This window comes from Streptomyces jeddahensis (assembly GCF_001642995.1).
Lineage (GTDB): Bacteria > Actinomycetota > Actinomycetes > Streptomycetales > Streptomycetaceae > Streptomyces > Streptomyces jeddahensis.
The window spans coordinates 36,080-58,505 of the sequence record NZ_LOHS01000116.1; the positions used below are offsets into that span (position 1 = coordinate 36,080).

General features: G+C 72.0%; 22 protein-coding genes. 12 read left to right on the forward strand and 10 right to left on the reverse strand.

Annotated features, from left to right (window positions below; all coding sequences use genetic code 11):
• Positions 1 to 25: 25 nt before the first annotated feature.
• On the reverse strand, positions 26 to 1,564 hold the full coding sequence (locus tag STSP_RS27680) for an ATP-dependent DNA ligase (protein ID WP_067283479.1): 1,539 nt from the start codon (positions 1,562 to 1,564) through the stop codon (positions 26 to 28).
• A 245-nt stretch (positions 1,565 to 1,809) separates the two neighbouring features.
• Between STSP_RS27680 and STSP_RS39310 the strand changes: the two genes are divergently transcribed.
• Positions 1,810 to 3,777: a serine/threonine-protein kinase gene (locus STSP_RS39310; RefSeq protein ID WP_067283480.1), complete on the forward strand. Its 1,968-nt coding sequence runs from the start codon at positions 1,810 to 1,812 to the stop codon at positions 3,775 to 3,777.
• Positions 3,778 to 3,861: 84 nt separating this feature from the next.
• Here STSP_RS39310 and STSP_RS27690 read toward each other — a convergent pair whose 3' ends face one another.
• The gene (locus tag STSP_RS27690) at positions 3,862 to 4,911 is read right to left on the reverse strand and encodes a LacI family DNA-binding transcriptional regulator (protein ID WP_067283482.1); all 1,050 of its coding nucleotides are present in this window, start codon (positions 4,909 to 4,911) and stop codon (positions 3,862 to 3,864) included.
• A gap of 330 nt (positions 4,912 to 5,241) precedes the next feature.
• Entirely contained in the window at positions 5,242 to 5,535 is a 294-nt protein-coding gene (locus STSP_RS27695) for a hypothetical protein (protein WP_067283484.1), read from the reverse strand.
• 219 nt (positions 5,536 to 5,754) lie between these two features.
• Between STSP_RS27695 and STSP_RS27700 the strand changes: the two genes are divergently transcribed.
• Together STSP_RS27700 and STSP_RS27705 are read left to right on the forward strand one after the other, a co-directional pair.
• The gene (locus tag STSP_RS27700; protein WP_067283492.1) at positions 5,755 to 7,776 is read left to right on the forward strand and encodes an NADPH-dependent 2,4-dienoyl-CoA reductase; all 2,022 of its coding nucleotides are present in this window, start codon (positions 5,755 to 5,757) and stop codon (positions 7,774 to 7,776) included.
• 79 nt (positions 7,777 to 7,855) lie between these two features.
• The gene (locus STSP_RS27705) at positions 7,856 to 8,455 is read left to right on the forward strand and encodes a PadR family transcriptional regulator (protein WP_067283494.1); all 600 of its coding nucleotides are present in this window, start codon (positions 7,856 to 7,858) and stop codon (positions 8,453 to 8,455) included.
• Between the two features lie 60 nt (positions 8,456 to 8,515).
• Here STSP_RS27705 and STSP_RS27710 read toward each other — a convergent pair whose 3' ends face one another.
• From STSP_RS27710 to dhaK, 5 genes are all read right to left on the reverse strand, one after another.
• Positions 8,516 to 9,034 carry a hypothetical protein gene (locus STSP_RS27710; RefSeq protein ID WP_067283495.1) on the reverse strand — a complete coding sequence of 173 codons (519 nt, stop codon included), beginning with the start codon at positions 9,032 to 9,034 and terminating at the stop codon, positions 8,516 to 8,518.
• Between the two features lie 287 nt (positions 9,035 to 9,321).
• Positions 9,322 to 10,317 carry a fibronectin type III domain-containing protein gene (locus tag STSP_RS27715; RefSeq protein ID WP_067283497.1) on the reverse strand — a complete coding sequence of 332 codons (996 nt, stop codon included), beginning with the start codon at positions 10,315 to 10,317 and terminating at the stop codon, positions 9,322 to 9,324.
• Positions 10,318 to 10,468: 151 nt separating this feature from the next.
• Positions 10,469 to 10,894: a PTS-dependent dihydroxyacetone kinase phosphotransferase subunit DhaM gene (locus STSP_RS27720; protein WP_067283499.1), complete on the reverse strand. Its 426-nt coding sequence runs from the start codon at positions 10,892 to 10,894 to the stop codon at positions 10,469 to 10,471.
• Between the two features lie 10 nt (positions 10,895 to 10,904).
• Entirely contained in the window at positions 10,905 to 11,504 is a 600-nt protein-coding gene (dhaL, locus tag STSP_RS27725; RefSeq protein ID WP_067283500.1) for a dihydroxyacetone kinase subunit DhaL, read from the reverse strand.
• Positions 11,505 to 11,562: 58 nt separating this feature from the next.
• Positions 11,563 to 12,555, reverse strand: a complete 993-nt coding sequence (gene dhaK / locus STSP_RS27730; protein WP_067283502.1) for a dihydroxyacetone kinase subunit DhaK — start codon at positions 12,553 to 12,555, stop codon at positions 11,563 to 11,565.
• A gap of 227 nt (positions 12,556 to 12,782) precedes the next feature.
• Here dhaK and STSP_RS41330 point away from each other — a divergent pair, with 227 nt between their 5' ends.
• The 3 genes from STSP_RS41330 (at position 12,783) to STSP_RS27745 (ending at position 14,226) form a co-directional block, all read left to right on the forward strand.
• Positions 12,783 to 13,058, forward strand: coding sequence for a hypothetical protein (locus STSP_RS41330; protein WP_198547446.1), 276 nt, complete (start codon positions 12,783 to 12,785; stop codon positions 13,056 to 13,058).
• Positions 13,059 to 13,315: 257 nt separating this feature from the next.
• The gene (locus STSP_RS27740) at positions 13,316 to 13,792 is read left to right on the forward strand and encodes an SPW repeat protein (RefSeq protein WP_232789817.1); all 477 of its coding nucleotides are present in this window, start codon (positions 13,316 to 13,318) and stop codon (positions 13,790 to 13,792) included.
• A gap of 74 nt (positions 13,793 to 13,866) precedes the next feature.
• Positions 13,867 to 14,226: a hypothetical protein gene (locus STSP_RS27745; protein ID WP_157902912.1), complete on the forward strand. Its 360-nt coding sequence runs from the start codon at positions 13,867 to 13,869 to the stop codon at positions 14,224 to 14,226.
• Here STSP_RS27745 and STSP_RS27750 read toward each other — a convergent pair.
• Positions 14,170 to 14,904, reverse strand: a complete 735-nt coding sequence (locus tag STSP_RS27750) for a FadR/GntR family transcriptional regulator (protein ID WP_067283510.1) — start codon at positions 14,902 to 14,904, stop codon at positions 14,170 to 14,172. The two genes, STSP_RS27745 and STSP_RS27750, sit on opposite strands and share 57 nt — an antisense overlap.
• Before the next feature lie 203 nt (positions 14,905 to 15,107).
• Between STSP_RS27750 and STSP_RS27755 the strand changes: the two genes are divergently transcribed.
• The 5 genes from STSP_RS27755 to STSP_RS27775 are packed head-to-tail and all read left to right on the forward strand — an operon-like array spanning position 15,108 to position 19,414.
• Positions 15,108 to 16,463, forward strand: a complete 1,356-nt coding sequence (locus STSP_RS27755; protein WP_067283511.1) for an L-fuconate dehydratase — start codon at positions 15,108 to 15,110, stop codon at positions 16,461 to 16,463.
• Entirely contained in the window at positions 16,460 to 17,242 is a 783-nt protein-coding gene (locus tag STSP_RS27760) for an SDR family NAD(P)-dependent oxidoreductase (RefSeq protein WP_067283513.1), read from the forward strand. The genes STSP_RS27755 and STSP_RS27760 overlap by 4 nt, the downstream gene beginning before the upstream one ends.
• Before the next feature lie 5 nt (positions 17,243 to 17,247).
• Complete coding sequence (locus STSP_RS27765) at positions 17,248 to 18,240, forward strand: aldo/keto reductase (protein WP_067283552.1); 993 nt, start codon at positions 17,248 to 17,250, stop codon at positions 18,238 to 18,240.
• Positions 18,237 to 18,548 (forward strand): L-rhamnose mutarotase, encoded by a 312-nt coding sequence (locus tag STSP_RS27770; RefSeq protein ID WP_067283514.1) that lies wholly within the window; start codon positions 18,237 to 18,239, stop codon positions 18,546 to 18,548. Before STSP_RS27765 ends, STSP_RS27770 begins: the two co-directional genes overlap by 4 nt.
• A gap of 8 nt (positions 18,549 to 18,556) precedes the next feature.
• A complete protein-coding gene (locus tag STSP_RS27775; protein ID WP_067283516.1) occupies positions 18,557 to 19,414 on the forward strand; it encodes an amidohydrolase family protein in 858 nt (285 codons plus the stop codon).
• A 148-nt stretch (positions 19,415 to 19,562) separates the two neighbouring features.
• Here the strand turns inward: STSP_RS27775 and STSP_RS27780 are convergent, their stop codons facing one another.
• A complete protein-coding gene (locus STSP_RS27780; RefSeq protein ID WP_067283518.1) occupies positions 19,563 to 20,990 on the reverse strand; it encodes a lipase maturation factor family protein in 1,428 nt (475 codons plus the stop codon).
• A 151-nt stretch (positions 20,991 to 21,141) separates the two neighbouring features.
• Here STSP_RS27780 and STSP_RS27785 point away from each other — a divergent pair, with 151 nt between their 5' ends.
• On the forward strand, positions 21,142 to 22,377 hold the full coding sequence (locus STSP_RS27785) for a DUF6777 domain-containing protein (RefSeq protein WP_198547447.1): 1,236 nt from the start codon (positions 21,142 to 21,144) through the stop codon (positions 22,375 to 22,377).
• Positions 22,378 to 22,426 lie beyond the last annotated feature (49 nt).

Below are 22,426 nucleotides of genomic sequence, written 5' to 3' on the forward strand. Positions count from 1 at the left end.
GGCCATCGGGCGATGCGGCCGACGGCTATCGGGCGTGGGCGGCGAGCACCGTCTCCACGGTGTCCGCCTCCGCGGGCGACTTGTCCTCCCGGTACCGCACCACCCGGGCGAACCGCAGCGTGACCCCCGCCGGGTACCGCGTGGACTTCTGCAGCCCGTCGTACGCGATCTCGACGACGAGCTCGGGGCGCACGGTGACGACGTAGCCGTTGTCGCTGATCGCGAGCTGCTGCAGGCGCTCGGTCTGCCAGGCGAGCATCGTGTCCGTCATGCCCTTGAAGGTCTTGCCCAGCATGGCGAAGGAGCCGTCGGGGCGGCGCGCGCCCAGATGGAGGTTGGACAGCTTTCCGGTGCGCCGGCCGTGGCCCCACTCGGCGGCCAGCACCACCAGGTCCAGGGTGTGCACGGGCTTCACCTTCAGCCAGGAGGCCCCGCGCCGTCCCGCGCTGTAGGGCGCGTCGAGTGCCTTGACGACGACGCCCTCGTGGCCGCGGTGCAGCGTTGCGGCCAGGAACTCCTCGGCTGCTCGGCGGGCCGCGTCGTCCGCGGGATCGTCCACGACGGCGCGCCGTACCCGCATCGGCTCGGGCACCAGCCGCGCCAGCTCGGCGTGTCGCTCGCTGAACGGCAGGTCGAGAAGGTCGCGGTCGTCGACGGACAGCGCGTCGAAGAAGACGGGGGACAGGGGCACGGCGGCCGCCGCGGTGGCCACGTCGACACGCGAGCCGACGCGGCCGGCGATCTCCTGGAACGACCGCGGCCGGCCCTCGGCGTTCAGCGCGATCACCTCGCCGTCGAGGATGAACCGCTCGCCCCTCAACTGCCGTGCTGCGGAGGTGAGTTCAGGGAGCCGGTCGGTGATGTCGTCGAGTGTGCGGGTGTAGACGCGTACGTCGTCGCCGGTGCGGTGTACCTGCACGCGGATGCCGTCGAGTTTCTCCTCGACCGCGCAGGGCCCAAGCTTGCCGACCGCTTCGCCCACGGACGACGCGGTGTGCGCGAGCATCGGCAGGACCGGCCGTCCGACGGTGAGCTGGAAGTCCGCCAGTGCCACCGGGCCGCGGGTGAGCAGGGCCTCGGCGATGTTCTGCAGCGATCCCGCCAGCATCACGGCGCGGCGCACGTCCGCCGGGGGCGTACCGGTCGCCTCGGCGAGCCCCTCGACCGCCACCGCGTCCAGCGCCCCCTGGCGCACCTCACCGGTGAGCAGCCCGAACAGGAACCGCTGCTCGTCCGCCGTGGCCGCGCCCAGCAACCGGCCCACGAGCCGCTTTCGTTCGGCCGTCGAGCCCGCGCCGGACACCGCCCCCAGACCGGTCAGTGCCGCGTCCACATCCCGTACGGTGAGCGTCGGCTCGGCCGCGGGCGCGACGGGCTCGCGCAGCACGCTCCAGCCGATGCCGAGCCGCCCCTGCGGGATGCGCCCCGCCAGATACGGGATGACGATCGGCACGTCGTCCGGTTCCGCGGCCCGGAACAACTCGGCCAGCAGAGAGATCTTGCGGGACCGCGCCGAGGTGGCCGCGACGTCCTTGGACACACGTACGAGCCGGGCGAACAGCATGCAGCCATCCTGCAACGCGGCGGGCCCTCGTGCCCGGCCGCCACCGCGGTGAGGCACCCCGGACCGTACTCGTGGCGGACCCGGCGGCCGTACTCCGTGAGGCGGAGGGGAAGGAAGCGCGTAGAGGGGCAAGAGCGCGTGCTGTGACGGCATTTGGCCGCTCGAAGAGTCTTGCGGGCGGTGGTCGCGCGGGTAACTGTCATACGGAAGATTCAGCGCTGGGCGAGGGTCTCAGGGGGAAGGCCATGACGGGGGAGACGTCGGGCCACGGCCGGGGTCAGGATCAGGACGGCAGGGGGCTGATAGCGGACCGGTACCGGCTGGTGCGGCGGCTCGGCATCGGCGGCATGGCGATGGTGTGGCTCGCCTACGACGAGGTGCTGGCCAGCGAGGTCGCGGTCAAGGAGATCGCCGTGCCGGAGCCCGGCCTGTCCTGGCATGCGGGCGGCGAGGGGAGCCTGGACCAGGAGATGACCGCCCGGGTGGCGCGGGCACGCGCGGAAGCCCGCAACGCGGCACGGCTGCGCAGCCATCCGCATGTGGCGACGGTCTACGACGTGGTCCAGCACAAGGGGCTGCCGTGGATCGTCATGGAATACGTACCGGGGGCCACCGACGCGGAGGCGGTGGTCCGGGCGAACGGTCCGATGTCCTCATCCGATACCGCCCGCATCGGCATCGCCGTCCTTGACGCGCTGGTCACGGGGCATCGGCTCGGCATTCTGCACCGGGACGTGAAACCGGCCAACATCCTTCTGGCACCGGGGACTTCCGATGCTTCGGCTGACGGTGCCGGTGCCGGCGCCGGTGCCGGTGCAGGGGCGGTGTTCGAGCGGGTGCTGCTCACCGACTACGGCATCTCGCTGCGCCCCGCCTCGGGCGATCCCCGGCTGACCGCGGCCGGCGGGGTTATCGGTACGCCGGGTTATCTGTCGCCCGAGCGGGCCAGGGGAGGAACGCCGACGGCGGCCGGCGATCTCTTCTCGCTCGGCGCGACGCTGTACCGCCTGGTGGAGGGCGAGGGCCCGTTCGCCCGCGACTCCGACCTCTCCACGCTCACGGCCGTGCTCTTCGAGGACCCGCCCCCGCCGCGCCGGGCCTCCGCTCCGCTGGCCACCGTGCTGCTGGGGCTCCTGGAGAAGGATCCGGAGCGGCGTATGACGGGCTCGGAGGCTGCGCGCCTGCTGCGTGAGGCGGTCTCTGCCGGGTCGGCGGGACACGCCTTCGCGGGAGGCTCCGGTGCGGGGCACCAGCAGGGCGCTGACCTGCCAGGGCCGCCGGTGGCGGCCCTGCCGGCGCCCTCTCCTCCTCTTGCCCCGACGGCCGCAGTCGTCGCGCCGGGGAGGAGGCGCCGGGTTCGGGCCTCTCTGCTGGGCCTCGCGGCGGCCGCCGTGGCGGGCGCGGTCTGGGGCGGTATCGCGCTCGCCGACGGGATCGGAGCCGACGCCGACAAGAACCCGACTGATTCCACGTCCGAGTCCTCCGACGGCCACCCCTACCGCCCGTACCGGAACAACACCACCCTCGATCAGGAACTGGTCCCCGGCGAATGCGTCAACGCCGTCTGGGAGAACCCGAAGAAGCCGTACACCGGCGAGGTGCAGATGTGGCCCGCGGACTGCCGTGTCTCCTCGCCCGCCGGCCAGGTGATAGCCGTCGAGCGGGTCGCCGACCCGGAGAGCCTGAGCGAGACGCAGGCCAGGCGCACCTGTGAGGAACGCACCGCCGAGCTCCGCAAGACCCTCGCCGCGCCCGTGGCCTACCCGATGCTGCCCTCCGGCGACGGCTCGACGCTCGCCTGCCTGGTCTTCCAGCGCGGCACCGACGAGATATACGGCCCGCTCGGCGAGTTCCGCACCGAGGGCGAGCATCTCGCCGTCACCAACGCCGGAACAGGCGACTGCTTCAACGTCGACGACCGGAACCGGTGGATCCTGATCAACTGCGACAAACCGCACGCCCAGCAGGCGATCGGCTGGGCGAAGGCCCGGGACGACATGTCCTACCAGGAGTTCTTGAAGGCGAATCCGGACCTCTGCCAGCAGAAATACGAGAAGGAATGGGCGCGCGGCACATCACGGAAGATCGCCGGCTGGTACACCGCGGACGAGGACCGGTGGAACAGCGGCTTTCGGTTCCTCATGTGCGCGCTCAAGGACGCGGACGCCTCCAAGAAGCTTCCCGGCGGTGTCGCCGAGCCCGTGGACGGCTGAGGGCCCGAGGCATGGGCCCCAGGCCCTGTCGTCAGCCGACTTCCGGAAATCTGATCGAAAAATATCGGATCGGCCGCCGTGTACTCAGAGCCCGGCGGCGCCCTCCGCGGAAGCCGTGCTCGACCGCACGACGAGCTCCGTGGCCAGTTCGACGCGCAGTGAGTCGATCTCCTCGCCGTGTGCGAGGCGCAGGACGGTTCTCGCCGCGGCCTTGCCCATCTCGGCGAGGGGCTGCCGCACCGTGGTGAGCGGCGGCGCAGACCAGCGCACCTCGGGGAGATCGTCGAATCCCACGATGCTCATGTCCTCGGGCACCCGCAGGCCGCGGCGGCGCAGCGCCTCGATCGCGCCGAGGGCCATCTGGTCGCTGGAGGCGAAGAGCGCGGTGGGTGGCTCGGCCAGGTCGAGCAGCGCGTTGCAGCCGCTGAACCCGGACGCGTGGTGGAAGTCGCCCGGCACGACGTACTTCTCGTCGTACGGGAGTCCCGCCGCCTCCAGCGCCGCCCGGTAGCCGTCGAGGCGGGCCCTGCTGCACAGTAGCCGGGGCGGGCCCGCGATCAGGCCGATGCGGCGGTGGCCGAGGGAGATCAGATGCTCGGTCGCGGCCATGCCGCCGGCCCAGTTGGTGGCACCGACGGTGGGCACCTCGAAGGCCGGGGAACCGGCCGGATCGACGACCACCAGCGGTACGCCGAGCCGGTGCAGCTCCTCGTGCAGGTTCGGCTCCAGGACGGACGTGACCAGGATGACGCCGTCCGAGGCGCGGGCCCGGAGGTTCTGCATCCACTGCCGGGCCGAGCCCGCGCGGTTGTGTATCGCCGACACCACGGTGCCGATGCCCGACGCGTGCGCCACCTCCTCGACGCCGCGGATGATCTCGACGGCCCAGGGGCTGTCGAGATCGTTGAAGACCAGGTCGAGGAGCGAGGCCCGCTCGCCGGGCGCCTGGGGCCGCCGCCGGTAGCCGTGCCGGCGCAACAGCTCCTCGACACGGGCGCGGGTCGCGGCGGACACGTCGGAACGCCCGTTCACGACACGGGACACGGTCGGCACCGAGACCCCCGCCTCCTGCGCGATGGCCGTGATCGTCACCTTGCGCTTCGGGGTATCGCCCGGCGCGTCCTCGGTTGCCATACTCTGCTCCCTCGTTCCTCGGCACTTTGCGGAAGTCTTCCGGAAAGTGGGGGCTGACGGGAAGAGGCGGCGGCAGTTGGTTCGCCAGTATGACCGCGCGCGGGTGCCCGGGAGCCCCCTGCCGAGTCGCGGACGGTCGTGCGAGTCGCGGACATCTGTCGGCGCGACCGCATGGCGGCCGCAGACCGGCGCCGAGCGCTGCAAGGGTATCGCGCCCGGCCGGTTCGACCTCCCTGCCCCCTTCGCCCTGCTTGCGGGGCTCCTGGGCGGGCTCTCAGTGGCTCCCGGCCGGGCTTACGTTCCCCCGTCCGCATCGATGAGGTGCGCCGGTCAGACGAACCGGTCGCGGCCCGGGTGGCCGGGGCGGCCGACCTCGACGACCTGGGCCACCCACCCGTACGGGAGCTCCCGTCCGTCGACCGTGATCGCCTCGACATGGTGCGTCTCGGGGTCGATGTCGGCCTGCATGCCGTGGCCGACATAGCGCGGATAGCCGCTCGCGCCCGTGTCCCCGGTGGCCTCGACGACCGCCGTGCGGATCGGAGCGCCGTGTACGGGATGCCCCTCCTCGTCGGAGAGCTGGGGCTTCAGGGCGACGGTGTAGCGGGTCGGGACTGGGCTCATGCCACGACGCTAGGCCCGCCGGGCGCTGCCTGCCTCCCGGGCCGGGTCGGGTCCTCCGCGGCGCTCGTCGTCGTGCCCCCGGTCCCCGTCGGTGGCCGGGCGCTCCGTCGTTTTGCAACTAGTTGCATAACGGCCCGGGGTCGTCTACAACAGTCGGGACGACACCGCGTACACCGCACGAGCTCGCCCGAGCACCGCGTCCCGCGCACGGAGGCCCGCATGACCCGCTACCCGCATCTCCTCAGCCCCCTCGACCTGGGCTTCACGACGCTGCCCAACCGGGTGCTGATGGGGTCCATGCACGTGGGGCTCGAAGAGGCCGAGCGCGGTTTCGAGCGCATGGCGGAGTTCTACGCTGCACGCGCGCGTGGCGGCGTCGGGCTCATGGTCACCGGCGGCATCGCACCGAACGACGCGGGGCGCCCCGGCGTGGGCGGCGCCAAGCTGACCACCGAGGCGGAGGCAGAGGAGCACGCGCGCGTGACGGACGCCGTGCACCGCGCGGGCGGCCGGATCGTGATGCAGATCCTGCACTTCGGGCGGTACGCCTACCACCCGGACCTCGTCGCGCCGAGCGCCCTCCAGGCGCCGATCAGCCCGTTCACGCCGCGCGCCCTCACCGACGACGAGGTCGAGGAGACCATCGAGGACTTCGCGCGCGCGGCGGACCTGGCGCGGCACGCGGGCTACGACGGCGTCGAGATCATGGGCTCCGAGGGCTATCTGATCAACGAGTTCATCGCCGCCGCGACCAACCACCGCGACGACCGCTGGGGCGGCTCCTACGAGAACCGGATGCGCTTCCCCGTCGAGATCGTCCGCCGCGTACGCGAACGCGTCGGCACGGACTTCATCATCATCTACCGGCTGTCGATGCTGGACCTCGTCCCCGGCGGCTCGACGCTCGACGAGGTCGTCACGCTGGCGAAGGCGGTCGAGGCGGCCGGTGCGACCATCATCAACACCGGTATCGGCTGGCACGAGGCCCGTATCCCCACCATCGCCACGTCCGTGCCGCGCGGCGCCTACGCCTGGGTGACCAAGAAGGTCATGGGCGAGGTGTCGGTGCCGCTGGTCACCACCAACCGCATCAACACCCCCGAACTGGGCGAGCGGTTGCTCGCCGACGGCTACGCGGACATGGTGTCGCTGGCCCGCCCGCTGCTCGCCGACCCCGATTTCGTCGCCAAGGCCGAGGCCGGCCGCCCTGAGGCCATCAACACCTGCATCGGCTGCAACCAGGCATGCCTGGACCACACCTTCAGCGGGAAGATCACGTCCTGCCTGGTCAATCCGCGTGCCTGCCACGAGACCGCGCTCGTCCTCGCGCCCACCCGGCTGCGCAAGCGCATCGCCGTCGTCGGCGCCGGCCCGGCGGGGCTCGCCTGCTCCGTATCGGCCGCCGAGCGCGGGCACGAGGTGACGCTGTTCGACGCCGCCGGCGAGGTCGGCGGCCAGCTGAACGTCGCCCGCCAGGTCCCGGGCAAGCAGGAGTTCGACGAGACGCTACGCTACTACCGCACCCGGCTGGACGAGCTCGGCGTGGACGTGCGACTGAACAACCGTGCCACCGCGGAATCGCTGGCGGACGCGGAGTACGACGAGATCGTCGTCGCGACCGGCGTCACGCCCCGTACGCCGGAGATCCCCGGCATCGACCACCCGAGCGTGCTCGGCTACCTGGACGTGCTGCGTGACGGCGCGCCCGTCGGCGACCGGGTCGCGATCATCGGCGCCGGTGGCATCGGCTTCGACGTCGCCGCGTATCTGACCGACCCCGGCGACAAGACGAGTGAGGACCCGGCCGCGTACTTCCGGCAGTGGGGCGTCGACATGGACTACCGCGCGGCCGGCGGCCTCGGCCGGCCCGAACGCCCGGTCTCGCCGCGCACCGTCCACCTCCTGCAGCGTAAGGAGTCCAAGGTCGGGGCCGGTCTCGGCAAGACCACCGGCTGGATCCACCGCACCGAGCTGCGCCACCGCGGCGTCACGATGGTCGCGGGCGCACGCTACGACAGCATCGACGACGCCGGGCTGCATCTCACCGTCGACGGGCGCAGCCAGACCCTCGAGGTCGACACGATCGTCCTGTGCACCGGGCAGGAGCCGCACCGTGACCTGTACGAGGAGCTGAGCGCCGCGGGACGCAGCGTCCATCTGATCGGGGGCGCGGACGTGGCCGCCGAGCTGGACGCCAAGCGGGCCATCCGGCAGGGGACGGAGCTGGCGGCGGCGCTGTAGCGGCGCGGCGGCTTGCCGGATGCGTGGCCTGTGACGGCGCCATCGGTGCCTGTCAGACCCCGTCCCTAGGATGCCCCCCATGTCACTCCCGCACGCGATCCTCACCGCCCTGCTCGAGAAGCCGTCGTCCGGGCTCGAGCTGACACGGAGGTTCGACAGGTCCATCGGCTACTTCTGGTCGGCCACGCATCAGCAGATCTATCGCGAGCTGGGGAAACTGGAGCACGAGGGCTACATCCGGGCCCTGCCGTCGGCGCAGCCGACCCGTGGCCAGAAGAAGGAGTACGAGGTCCTGCCGGCAGGCCGTGCGGAGCTCGCCCGCTGGACGGCCGAGTCGCAGGACCCGAAGCCCATCCGCGACCCTCTTCTGCTGCGGCTGCGTGCCGCCGGAGTCGTCGGCGCGGAGGGCATCGAGTCGGAGCTGCGCCGCCATCTCGCCCTGCATCAGCGGCAGTTGACGGAGTACCTCGAGATCGAGGAGCGGGACTTCCCGCCCGGCCGGGACACGGTCGAGGACCGGCTGCGCCATGCCGTCCTGCGTGCCGGTATCGACCTGGAGACGTTCTGGACGCGATGGCTCAGCCGCACGCTGGCCGATCTGGAGCCACCGGCGTCGCCGTCGGCGGCGGCGGAGGCTTCGACGCCGCCCGCAGTGGACACGCCCACGCCACCGGCATGACCGCTGCCGTCCGCCCGGGGGGACATCGGGCGGACGGCAGTCGGCCATCGGGGACCCGGATCAGGTCCTGTGATGCGTGTTGCGCCGGCGGATGTACCACGCGCCGCCGCCCAGCGCCGCGGCCACCATGACCCCGCCGCCGACCATCGTGAGGGTGCCGTAGTCCTTGATGCCACCGCCGATGCCGCCCCTGACTCCGAGCGCAGGCGAGTTCGTCGTCGAAAGGGTGGGTGTGAGGGTGACGGTGACGGGCTGGCTGCCCACGTTCCGGCCGTCGTTGCAGTTCACGATCACCGTGTACGCGCCTGGGCTGACGTTCGACCAGGCGGCCGTCTGGTTGGTGGCACCCACCGCCAGCACCGCCTGCCTGCCCTGAGTGAAGGTGGTCAGGCCGCTGGACAGGAGTGAGGCGTTGCCGCCGCCTGGGCAGGCGGCGGTGTTCACCGAGACCGTGGAACCGGTGCTGGTCACGGTGATCCCGTTGTCCGCGGCGACCGATGGAGCGGCCAGCGTCAGCGGCAGCGCGGCGGCGGCTGCGATCAGGCCGGATCGGACGGATATCTGAGTGTTGGTACGCATGTCTCTGCCCTCCGGCGGCACGGTTGGCGGTACATCCCATGCGCCGCCGAGGATTGGGAACGCCCGTGCTGCCTGACGTCGAGTCAAGATGCCGTGGGTCCCGGCCGCATGCGGACCGCATCCGGGCAGGTGAAACGTCCTTCGTCCGGCTGACCGCCGGACGGGGAGTCGCCGGTTCGCCCGGCCACCGGCAGTCGGCAGCCGGGCCGCCCCCGGAGCTCTCCGTCCGGCTGTCCGGCCGCGACTGTCGCGGCCGCGACTGTCCGGTCGGGGCTGTCCGGCCGCGGCTATCCCCGCCCTGTCCCCGTCGTCACCGTCCGCTCGGGGGAGAAGCCGCCCCACGTGCCGTCGGGGAGCTTCGCCCGGATCCGTACGCGGTAGGTCACGCCGCTCTCGCGCGTCACGAAGAAGCTGTGCTCGGCCCTGTCCTGTGGCGCCGCACCGCCCCAGACGAGGGTGGTGGCCAGCCGTCCGTCGAGATGGATGCGGTACTCCGTCACCGCACCGCCCGTGCGCGGCGGCGTCCAGGACAGGTCGATGTAGTACGCACCGTCCGTGTGGTGCGTCGTCGCGCGGAAGCCGATGGGCGCCGTACCGCGCCCGTCACCGCCGTCCGCCGCGGTGGTGAGCCGGACGGTGCGGCTCGCGGGTGACGTGTTGTCGGCCGCGTCCCGTGCCCTGACGGTGAACGCGTACGTGGTGCCGGGACGCAGCCCGGTGAGCAGCGCCGACGTCTCGCCGCCAGGGGTGCTGTGGATCTTCGACGTGCCTTGGTAGATGTCGTACGACGCCACGCCGCGGTCGTCCGTCGAGCGGCTCCAGGACAACGAGACGGCCCGGCTTCCGGCGACCCGCCCGCGTACCTCCCGTGGCCGGGTCGGCGGCTCGCGGTCCTCCTCGACTCCGGCAGGCGTGGTGACGGGCACCTTCTTGCTGAACGGCCCGGTGTTCCCGTCGGCGCCCCGGGCCCGCACAGCGAACGCATAGGTGGCCGACGGCTTCAGTCCGGTGACGTCCACCATGTGGTGATCACCCGGTACCTCCTTGACCTTGGTGGTGCCGCGATACACCTCGTAGGCGACGACGGTGGAGCCGTTGCCCACCTGGTTCCACATGACGTGGACCGAGGTGGCGCTGCCCGCCTGTGCCGTGACGCCCGTCGGGGCCGAAGGGGGCCGGTCGCCCCGGGCCGCCTCGTCGCTCCCTGCGCAGGAGGTCGCCGTCATGACCGCGGTGGCGCAGGCCACCGCGGTCAGCAGGTCGAGCCCGGGAGTGCGTCGCATGGTGATGCCTTCCCCTCGAGGGCATTGGTCCAGACCTGTATGCCATGGGTGACGGGAACACATCAAGAGGGGCATCAAGGGGTGCGGCGCTCAACCCTCCGGCGGGATCTCGCGTGATGGGCGCTCCTCCGCGTGGGCGGGGGCGGCGGGGTCACACCTTCCGGTACGTGTACGCCTCCGCTGCCGCCGCCTCCACCGCGTCGAGATCCGCGCCCGCGGACGCCGTGACGACCGCCGCCACGGCGCCCTCGACGAACGGTGCGTCCACCAGACGGGCGCCGTCGGGCAGTTCGTCGCCCTCGGCGAGCAGGGCCTTCACGGTCAGCACCGCGCTGCCCAGATCGGCCAGCAACGCCACGCCGGCGCCCCGGTCGACCCCGGCGGCCGCCGCGGCGATCAGTTCCGAGCTCGTACCCAGCCCGCCGTCCTCCGTACCGCCCGCGGCCGCCACCGGCGCGGTCGCGCCGCCGCCCGCGAGCCCGGCCGCCAGTTCGGCGACCGAGGCCGCGACCGCGGCGCTGTGGGACACCAGGACGACGCCCACGAGTTTGTCGTCGTTCTTGCCGTGGTTGTTCACCGACGCCTCCTCACTCACCGGCCGCCTCGGCGAGCGTCGCGAACAGCAGAGCCGACGACGTGGCGCCGGGATCCTGGTGCCCGATGCTGCGCTCGCCCAGATAGCTCGCCCTGCCCTTGCGGGCCAGCAGCGGTGTCGTCGCGACCGCACCCTTCTCGGCGGCCTCGCATGCCGCGGCGAAGGACTCGGCCAGCGCGTCGACCGCCGGGATCAGCGCGTCCAGCATCGTCTTGTCGCCGGGCGCGGCCCCGCCCAGCGTCGCCACGGCCTCCACGCCCGTCCGCAGCGCGGCGGCCAGCTCCTCCTCGCTGACCTCCGCCGCGTCGCCGAGCGCCTTGCCGGTGCGGCGCAGCAGGGTGCCGTACAGCGGCCCCGACGCGCCGCCGACCGTGGAGATCAACTGCCGCCCCGAGAGCGTGAGGACGGCACCGGGAGTGGCCGGGTCCTCTTTCTCCAGGGCCGCGGTCACCGCCCTGAACCCGCGCAGCATGTTGGTGCCGTGGTCGGCGTCGCCGATCGGCGAGTCCAGCGCGGTGAGGCGCTCCGCCTCCCGGTCGACGGCTGCGGCGGCCGCCGTCATCCAGCGGCGGAAGAAGTCGGCGTCGAGCACGGAATCTCCTTCGGTGGTCGGTACGTTGACGCGTGTGGGCCATTCATCGGACGACCCCTCAGATCCCCCAGCGCAGTCCGGGCGTACGGACGGGGGCGTCCCACAACCGCAGCAGCTCCTCGTCGATCTGGCACAGCGTCACGGAGGCTCCCGCCATGTCCAGCGAGGTGACGTAGTTGCCCACCAGTGTGCGGGCCACGGCCACGTCCCGCTCGGCCAGCACGCGGTGCACCTCCGCGCTGAAGCCGTACAGCTCCAGCAGCGGCGTCGCGCCCATGCCGTTGACGAGGAGCAGCACCGGGTTCTTCGGGGGCATGTCCTGCAGGATCGCGTCGACCGCGAAGTCGGCGATCTCCCGCGCCGTCATCATGGCGCGCCGCTCGCGGCCCGGCTCGCCGTGGATGCCGATCCCGAGTTCCAGCTCTCCCGGAGGCAGGTCGAAGGTGGGGCTGCCCTTGGCGGGCGTGGTGCACGCGCTCAGCGCGACGCCGAAGCTGCGCGCGTTCTCGTTGACCTGCCGGGCGATCGTCTGGACCCGCTCCAGCGGCTGCCCCTCCTCCGCCGCCGCGCCTGCGATCTTCTCGACGAACAGGGTCGCGCCGGTGCCGCGGCGGCCCGCCGTGTACAGGCTGTCGGTGACCGCCACATCATCGTTGACCAGCACCTTCGCGATCTGGACGCCCTCGTCCTCGGCGAGCTCGGCCGCCATGTCGAAGTTGAGCACGTCGCCCGTGTAGTTCTTCACGATGAACAGGACGCCCGCGCCGCTGTCCACCGCGGCCGCGGCCCGCACCATCTGATCCGGAACGGGTGAGGTGAACACCTCACCGGGACACGCGGCCGACAGCATGCCGAGCCCCACGAAACCGCCGTGCAGCGGCTCGTGCCCCGACCCGCCGCCGGAGACGAGGGCGACCTTCCCCTCCACCGGAGCGTCCCGCCGTACGACGACGCGGTTCTCGACGTCGACCGTCAGCTCGGGATGAGCGACCGCCAGACCCCGCAGCGCGTCCGCGACCACCGTCTCCGCTACGTTGATCAGCATCTTCATGGTGCCTCCTCGGTCCTTCACAGCGGTGGCCGTCACCTGTGGTTGTGCAGGTCAGAGCTGGTATGGCAAGTTGTCGATCTTGGTGCTTCGCAGTGACCGCGGCGGCTCCTGGCGGTGTTGACGCTGACCTGATGCTGACTTTCGTGACGCTCCGTCAGGCGGCTGCGGGCGGCTCTGGGCGGGTACGGGACGGCTCCTGTCACGTCCAGTATGAAACGGATCACCCGGTGGGTCACGAAGGCGGTCCCGGCCTCGGCCCGGCCTCGGGCGTGCGGGCCGTCTGCCGGGCCGAGCCCCGCGCGGCCAGGACGGGCACGGCCCGGACTGGCATGGCCGGGCGGCGGCAACTCGAAGAAGCACGAGGCGACTTCGACGTACTTCATCGTCTCGCCGTCCTTCGCAGCTTCGAGGGATCCGATGACCAGCCCGGCGGCCTCCAGGCGCTGCAGGTGCATGTGCAGCAGCGGGCGGCCCAGGCCCAGCTCGCGGGCCGGGCGCGCTGACGTCGGTGCGTCTCTCCAGGGGCGCCCGATGATCCGCATCCGGTGCGGGATCGGTCAGTGCGGCGAGCGCCTGCAGTAGCTGGTGCCGGTCGGCCCGGCGGGCGGGACCTCGATCATCGCGGCCCCAGCCTGACACCTGCGGACGACCTGCTCTTCCCGAGCCTTCGGCGATGGCCGGGTGCCTGATGGTTATACGGCCCCGATGGGGTACCCGGCCCCGGGGTACTAACCCGCACGACACTTCGGAGGTGATCGCCATGACGACTTCGCCCCGGTCGGACATGGAAACACATCCCGACATCGTCGCCATGCGCCAGCGTCACGACATGGCCGAACGTGCCACGACCACCCCTCGGGCACAGGCCATCGAGACGGCGGCACTCATCACGGGCCTCTACCTGGCCGCTTCTCCCTGGATCGCTGGGTTCAACGGTCTGTCGACCCTGGCGGTCAACAACCTGGTCGTCGGCGTCGCCTACGCGCTGCTCATGAGCGGCGGCTTCGGCCGTGCCTACGAGCGCACGCACAGCATGGCGTGGGCCGCGTGCGCCCTCGCTGCGTGGACGATCATCTCGCCGTGGGCCGTGGCGGGTGACGTGAGCACCGCGAGGACGATCGTCAACAACGTCATCGTCGGTGCGATCGCACTGATTCTGGCCCTCGCCGCCAGCGCAGCCGCCAGGCAGGTGGACCGCCGGCGTGCGTCCGCGACATACGGAGGGCGACCGGCCTGACCTCACCCAGCGCACCGGGCCGGGCGCCCGGGGCCGGACCTGTAGGCCCCGTGGCGGCCGGCGCCCTCTGCCGCGTGCCCGGCTCAGCGCAACAGTTCAGGACCGACCACGACATCCACTACCTCGCCCACGCCCTCGCCGGCCGATCGCAGCGGCACGTCCGCGAGATCGCCGACATCGGCAAGCGCTACGGCGCCGGGCTCGGCGCCGAGCCGGCCGGCGAGCCCACGGTCACCGAACGGCTGCGGGAGAAGGGCATCGAACTCATCGGGCGCCGCGGCGAGGCAGCCCTGCTGCTCCTGCGCGTCGCGGCGATCGCTTGGGTCGGGACTCGCGGGTCCGGGATTCGCGTGGGCCGGGACCGGCGCGCTTGTGCGCTACGGCCGTGTGCCGTTCGTCGTCGTCCAGCCGTGCTCTTCCACCTGGCCCCGTAGCCACGCCTCGACCTCCCCGACATGCGCGGCGGCGGCCGCCCGCGCCGCCTCCGGGTCGTGGTCCGCCAGAGCGCGATGGATGCGGGCGTGTTCGCGGCGTGTGCGCTCGAACGCGCCCTCCTCCTGGTAGCCGCGCCAGACCCGGGCCCGGAAGGTTCGCGAGGACAGCCCTTCGAGGATCGCCGCCATCGTCTCGTTTCCGGCGGCCGCCACGATGGCCCGGTGGAACGCCAGGTCGTGGAAGAGGATCTCCTCCGGGTCCTCGGTCGCGTTCATCGCCTCGAGGTGCTTCTCCACCTCGGCGAGCTGCTCAGGGGTGATCCGCGCGGCCGCCAGCGCGGTCGCCGTCGACTCCAGGACGCGCCGCACCTCAAGGAGCTCGACCAGACGCGGGCCGCGGGAGAGATCGGCGACGACGCCGAAGGTCTCCAGCAGGTCCCCGGCCTCCAGCTGCGTGACGTAGATGCCGGAGCCGTGCCGGGCCTCCAGCACGCCGAGCACGGTGAGGGCGCGGATCGCCTCGCGCATCGAGCTGCGCGAGATGCCGAGCTGGGTGGCGAGATCGCGCTCGGTCGGCAGCCGCTGTCCCGGTTCCAGCCGCCCCTCGCCGATCATCGCCTTGATCTGCTCGATGGCGCGCTGCGTCACGGTGCCCTTCTGTGGGACCGACTCGTCCACGGCACGTCCTTCCGTCGCCTCGGCCGCCGAGTCTATTCGGGAATGTGGTCAGACCACCATGACGGTGAATACCGTCCAAGCAGGGAAAAGTGCGCGCTGAAGTCTGTTGTGATCCTGAAGTGGTCTGATAAATATTCCGAGCCCCGAACCGCCACTGAACCCCGTACCGCAACAAGCCCGTACCGGAAACCGAAAGGCCATCTGTGTCCCCGACCCCCGCCCGCATCACCGCGGTCGACACCTACGACATCCGCTTTCCCACGTCACGGGAGCTCGATGGGTCCGACGCCATGAACCCGGATCCCGACTACTCGGCGGCCTACGTGGTCCTCCGCACGGACGCCGGGGACGGGCACGAGGGGCACGGGTTCACCTTCACGATCGGACGGGGCAACGACGTCCAGGTGGCCGCGATCGACGCCCTGCGGCCGCATGTGCTCGGGCGTGACGTCGAGGAGCTGTGCGCCGATCCGGGAGTGGTGAGCCGGGACCTGATCGGGGACAGCCAGCTGCGGTGGCTCGGCCCCGAGAAGGGCCTGATGCACATGGCGATCGGCGCGGTCGTCAACGCCGTCTGGGACCTCGCGGCGAAACGTGCACGGAAGCCGCTGTGGCAGTTCCTCGCGGACGCGGAGCCCGAGTGGCTCGTCTCGCAGATCGACTTCCGGTACCTGACGGACGCGCTCACGCCCGGCGAGGCGCTGGGACTCCTGCGGCGCGGCCGGGAGGGCTCCCACGAGCGCGCGGCCGATCTGCTGCGCCGAGGCTTCCCCGCGTACACCACCTCGCCCGGCTGGCTCGGCTACGACGACGAGAAGCTGACCAGGCTCGCCGCGCAGGCCGTCGCCGACGGCTTCACGCAGATCAAGCTCAAGGTCGGCGCCGATCTCGCCGACGACGTGCGGCGCTGCCGCGTCGCCCGTTCCGTCGTCGGACCCGGTGTCCGTATGGCCGTCGACGCCAACCAGCGCTGGGACGTGGACGAGGCGATCACCTGGACCCAGGCGCTCGCCGAGTTCGACCCGTACTGGATCGAGGAACCCACCAGCCCCGACGACGTGCTCGGGCATGCGGCGATCCGCAAGGCCGTCGCGCCGGTCAAGGTCGCCACCGGTGAGCACGTCCAGAACCGCATCGTCTTCAAGCAGCTGCTGCAGGCCGGCGCGATCGACGTGCTGCAGATCGACGCCGCCCGGGTCGGCGGCGTCAACGAGAACCTCGCGATCCTGCTGCTCGCGGCCAAGTTCGGCATGCCAGTCTGCCCGCATGCGGGCGGCGTCGGCCTGTGCGAACTCGTCCAGCACCTGTCGATGTTCGACTACGTCGCGCTGTCCGGCACCACCGAGGACCGTGTCATCGAGTACGTCGACCATCTGCACGAGCACTTCCTCGAGCCGGTGGTGATCCGCGAAGGTCATTACCAGGCACCCACCGCGCCGGGCTTCTCGGCCGCCATGCGGCCCGAGTCCATCGCGGAGTACACGTACCCGGGCGGGGCCTTCTGGGCCGCCGACCTCGCTCAGCGGGAGCACGCGCAGCAGAAGGGAACAGCGGCATGACGGACGCCCAGCACTCCCAGGACTTCGGGGGCCTCAAGGTCCTCGTCACCGGCGGCGCCTCGGGCATCGGCCGGGCGACCGCTGAACTGCTGGCCGCCCGGGGCGCCCAGGTGGCCGTGCTCGACCTGAACCCGGAAGCCCTGAAGGACGGGGACACGCCCCTCCTCGCGTACCGGGCCGACGTCACCGACGACGCCTCCGTACGCGAGGCCGTCACCGCCGCGGTCGCGGACCTCGGCGGCCTCGACGTCCTGGTTAACAACGCGGGCATCGGCGCCCAGGGCACCGTGGAGGACAACGACGACGACGAGTGGCACCGCGTGCTGGACGTCAACGTCGTCGGCATGGTCCGCACCACCCGTGCCGCGCTCCCACACCTGCGCGCCTCCGACCGGGCCGCGATCGTCAACACCTGCTCGATCGCCGCCACCGCGGGCCTGCCGCAGCGCGCCCTGTACTCGGCCACGAAGGGCGCGGTGTACTCGCTGACCCTCGCCATGGCCGCCGACCACGTACGCGAGGGCATCCGCGTCAACTGCGTGAACCCCGGCACCGCCGACACCCCCTGGGTGGGCCGGCTGCTGGACGCCACGGACGACCCGGCCGCCGAGCGCGCCGCCCTGGAGGCGCGCCAGCCCACCGGGCGCCTGGTGTCGGCGGACGAGGTCGCGGGCGCCATCGCCTACCTGGCGAGCCCGCTCTCCGGCGCCACGACCGGCACGGCGCTCGCCGTCGACGGCGGGATGCAGGGGCTGCGGCTGCGGCCGGTGGGACAGTGACCGCCATGCGTACACGCACTCTCGGCCGGAGCACCGTCGAGGTGACGGAGCTGTCGTTCGGCGCGGCGGGCATCGGCAACCTGTACGCGGCGGTCGGTGACGAACAGGCGTACGCCGCCGTCGCGGCCGCCTGGGACGCCGGTGTCCGCTACTTCGACACGGCGCCGCACTACGGCCTCGGCCTGTCCGAACGGCGCCTCGGCGAGGCCCTGCGGGAGCGTCCGCGCCCGGCGTACACCGTGTCCACGAAGGCCGGGCGACTCCTGGAACCCGGCGACGGCGGAGGGGACGACCTCGCGAACGGCTTCGCCGTGCCCGCGACCCACCGCCGGGTCTGGGACTTCAGCGCCGACGGCGTCCGCCGCTCGCTGGAGGACAGCCTCACGCGGCTCGGCCTGGACCGGGTCGACGTGGTCTATCTGCACGACCCCGACGACCGCGCCGAACAGGCCTTCCGCGAGGGGTACCCGGCGCTCGAGAAGCTCCGCTCGGAGGGTGTGATCGGCGCGATCGGCGCCGGCATGAACCAGGCCGAGATGCTGACCCGGTTCGTCCTGGACACGGACGTCGACGCGGTCCTGTGCGCGGGCCGCTACACGCTCCTCGACCAGCAGGCCCTCACCGCACTGCTCCCGGCCGCCGCCGCGCGCGGCACATCGGTGGTCGTCGGAGGCGTCTTCAACTCCGGGCTGCTCGCGGACCCGCGCCCGGGAGCCACGTACGACTACGCCGCCGCACCGCCCGCCCTCCTCGACCGGGCGCTACGGCTGAAGCACCTGGCCGAACGGCACGGCACCACCCTGCGCGCCGCCGCCCTGGCCTTCCCCCTGGCGCACCCGGCCGTCACCAGCGTGCTGGTCGGCACCCGCTCGGCGGCCGAAGTACGAGACGCGGCAGAGCAGTTCGCGGTGGCCGTGCCCGCAGACTTCTGGGCGGAGCTCCGCGCGGAGCGGCTCCTGCCCGACGACGTTCCGGTACCCGGAGAGGAGCCGTCATGAGGATCGCCCTGCACACCAAGGTCCGCGCCGACCGCATCGAGGAGTACGAGAGGGCGCACCGGGAGGTCCCGGCGGAGCTCACGGCCGCGATCCGGGCGGCTGGCGCCACCTCCTGGACGATCTGGCGCAGCGGTACGGACCTGTTCCATGTCCTCGAGTGTGAGGACTACGGGCGCATGCTCGCCGAGCTGGAGAAACTCCCCGTCAACATCGCCTGGCAGGCCCGCATGGCCGACCTCCTGGACGTCGTCCACGACTATTCGGCCGAGGGCGCGGACGCCGGCCTGCCCGTCGTATGGGAGCTGTGAGGGAAGCCATGGTCGACGGGATAGACCGGATCGTTGACGCGCACCACCACGTGTGGGACCTGTCGGTACGGGACCAGGACTGGATCACCGGCCCGGACCTGGCTCCGATCCGGCGCACCTTCGGTGTGCCGGATCTCGAACCCGAAGCGCGCTCGCTCGGTGTGCGGGCCACCGTCCTCGTACAGACGGTCACTGTCGCGGAGGAGACCCCGGAGTTCCTGGCCCTCGCCGCCGAGAGCGCTCTCATCGGCGGGGTGGTCGGCTGGATCGATCTCACCCGCCCCGATGTCGCCGACGCGCTCGCCGCCCTGCGGGAGCTCCCGGGCGGGCGGTATCTGGCCGGGATCCGGCACCAGGTGCAGGGCGAGCCGGACCCGGAGTGGCTGCTGCGCCCCGACGTACGCCGTGGTCTGGCCGCGGTCGCCGACGCGGGCCTGGTCTACGACCTCGTGGTCCTGCCGCACCAGCTGCCGGCCTGCGTCAAGGCGGCCGCCGAGCACCCCGGCCTCACCTTCGTCCTCGACCACCTCGGCAAACCGCCCATCGCGTCCGGGGAGCTCGAACCCTGGGCGAGCCAGGTCCGGGCGCTCGCCGCGCTGCCGAACACCGTCTGCAAGCTGTCCGGGATGGTGACCGAGGCGCACTGGCGCACCTGGACGGTCGAGGATCTGCGGCCCTACGCCGACACCGTGCTCGACGCCTTCGGACCCGGGCGGCTGATGTTCGGCTCGGACTGGCCGGTCTGCACCCTCGCCGCCTCGTACGCCGAGGTCACCCGGGCGGCCGAGGCACTGACGGGATCGCTCGGCGCCGACGAGAGGAATGAGATCTTCGCGGGGACCGCCACCCGCGTCTACCGCCTCTGACGGTCACCACCTCGCCGCCCCTGAGCGGGCAGCGCCCCGAAGGGGCGCGGGCTGTATCGATATGCGGCTCCGCCGCGTGGGCGCGACCAGCCACGACGCCGCCGCACCCGAACGACGCCGCAACGTCGCGGCACTCCCAGCGGAGCGCCTACCGTCGCTGAGCCACCACGTCGAGCCGCGTCGGCGGCAGGAACTCACGGACGTACGTGCGGTGCCAGCACGCTCCCGTCGTACGCATCTCGCGCCACGTCGTGAAGCGGTACTGGTACAGGCGGGCCCGGATGTACCGCGGCGGGCTGTCCGGCGGGAACGGCGAGCGGCGCAGCAGCCGGAGCGTCTCCCGGTCGTTCTCCAGGAGCCGCTCCACCAGCGGCCCGAACCAGGATCCCGCGTACGCCGGGGAGATCCCGGCGAACCACATCAGCCAGTCGAGCCGCAGATGGTACGGCGCGTACTGGCGCGGCCAGCGCCGGGGATCGCTCGGCTTGCCCTTGAACTCGTACTCCCGCCAGTCGGCGTCCGGGCTCGGCACCTCGTCTGCCGTGCCCTCGATCACCACCTCCTCGCGGATCCGGTTGATGCTGCCGAACGCGCCGTAGGTGTTGACCAGGTGGAACGGGTCGAAGGAGTAGTTCATGATCTGGCGTCGTGAGACCAGGTTCCGGGCCGGGCGGTAGCTGAGGACCAGTACCAGAGCCGTTACGGCGAGCACGACGATCTCGTACCAGAGCGGGGCGGGAGGCAGGGCCGGGGGTGCGGCGACGGGGGAGAAGTCCACCGCTGACAGGGCCACGACGATCGTGATCCAGTTCAGCCAGGAGAAATTGCCCGACAGCACCAGCCACAGCTGGGTGAGGATCATCAGGCAGGCCGCCGCCGATGCGATCGGCTGCGGGGTGAACAGGAGCACCGGCACGACTAGTTGCGTGAAGTGGTTCGCCGCCGTCTCGACCCGGTGCAGGGGCTTCGGGAGGTGGTGGAAGAACCAGCTCAGCGGGCCCGGCATGGGCTGGGTCTCGTGGTGGTAGTCCAGGCAGGTCAGCTTCCGCCAGCAGGGGTCCCCGCGCAGCTTGATCAGCCCGGCGCCGAACTCCACGCGGAAGAGCACCCACCGCAGCAGGAACAGCACCAGGACGGGCGGGGCTGTGCGGTCGTTGCCGAGGAACACGGCCAGGAAGCCGACCTCGAGGAGCAGGGACTCCCAGCCGAAGCCGTACCAGGTCTGGCCGACGTTGACGATCGACAGGTACAGCAGCCACGGGACCAGCCACAGCAGCATCGCGGCCCAGAGGGGGAGCAGGCCGTCGACGCCCGCCAGCAGGGCCGCGGAGACCAGGCACCCGGCCCAGGACCAGAGCGCGAAGAACCTGTCCGAATAGTGCAGTTGGAACACGCTCGGCGCGTCGCGGAACGGCACCCGCGCCACATACCGGGGAACCGGCAGCATGCCCCGCTCCCCGAGCAGGGGACGGAACTGCAGGGCGGCGGTCAGGAACGCGACCAGATACACGGCGGCGAGGCCCCGCTGGAAGACCAGCCGGCTCAGCCAGTAGTCGGGTCCGGTGAACCACTCCACGAACCCTATTTTTGCGCCTGAACCGGCGCCGCTCTCGCGGGGACGGCGCAGGCCGTTCCGTTCACGGTCGGCCCCTCTCGGCTTGCGAGGCAGCCGGGGATCAAACAGACAATTGCCTGCAAATGGCCTAACCGAGAGGCGGGAGAACACGGTGCGCTCACCCATCAGGAGCCATGCCGCGGCCCTGGCGATATCCGCGGCCCTTCTCGTCGCGGGCGGAGCGGGCCTCACCGGCTGCGCGGCCACCGGCAGCGCGAGCGCCGTGGACGGCGAGGACGAGCTCCGGCTGCAGCCCGTGGCCGAAGCGGGTCCGGACCCGTTCACCGACTCCACCGCCGCGTCAACGCCGACACCGTCGCCGGCCACCCGCTCACCGGAGCCTCCCACCCCCTCCGGCACCGCGACGTCCGACGTGGAGCGGCTCAGGTCCGTCGACGGCTCCACGCCGGGGCTGTACGGCGGCACGCTCTCCGAGAGCAGCTGCGACATCGAGAAGCAGATCCGCTTCCTCACCTCCGACCAGGCCAAGGCCGGCGCCTTCGCCGGCGTGGTGGGCGTCGCCCGGGCCGACGTCCCCACGTATCTGCGCGGACTGACCCCGGTGGTGCTGCGGGCCGACACGCGGGTCACCAACCACGGCTTCCGGGACGGCCGGGCCACCGGCTTCCAGGCCGTCCTCCAGGCCGGCACCGCCGTCCTCGTCGACGACCGCGGCCTGCCGCGCGTGCGCTGCGCCTGCGGCAATCCGCTCAAGCCGCCTGCGGCGACCCGGACAGACGCGGCCGTGAAGGGGCAGTCGTGGCGGGGCTACCGGCCCGAGCAGGTCGTGGTCGTGACCCCCGCGCCGCAGGTCATCGTCGACATCACGATCGTCAACATCGTGAACAACACGTGGATCGAGCGGAGGGCCGGGGACGAGGGGAACCGCGACCGCACCGTCCCGCCGCCCGCGACGAGCACCCCCACGCCGAGCCCCACGAGCCCGAGCCCCACGAGCCCGAGCCCCACGAGCCCGAGCCCCACGAGTCCGAGCCCCAGGACCCCCAGTCCGGAGAGTCCCAGCCCCACCAGCCCGAGCCCCACGGCACCGAGCCCGCAAACCCCGTCCCCGACGGAGCCCACGCGCACCGCCCCGCCCTCCCCACCCAGCCCTCCGACGGGCTCCCCGGAGGAGCCCCCGCCGTCGCCGCCGACCCCGCCCGAGGACACCGCGTCGCCCCCGGAAGACCTGCCGCCCGAGCCGCCCCCCGCGCGGGGCACCCAGGACGTACCGGACGGCGGTGTGGTCCCCCTGGAGCCGCTCCTGCCCGAGGACCGCATGGACGCGCTGCCGGACCTCCGGCAGCACGGTCGAGCCGACAGCCGGCCGGCCACCGTCGACAGCTGAGCGCCTGCTCAGGGCAGCACGGAGCGAGGGCGGCAGGACGGGACGTACG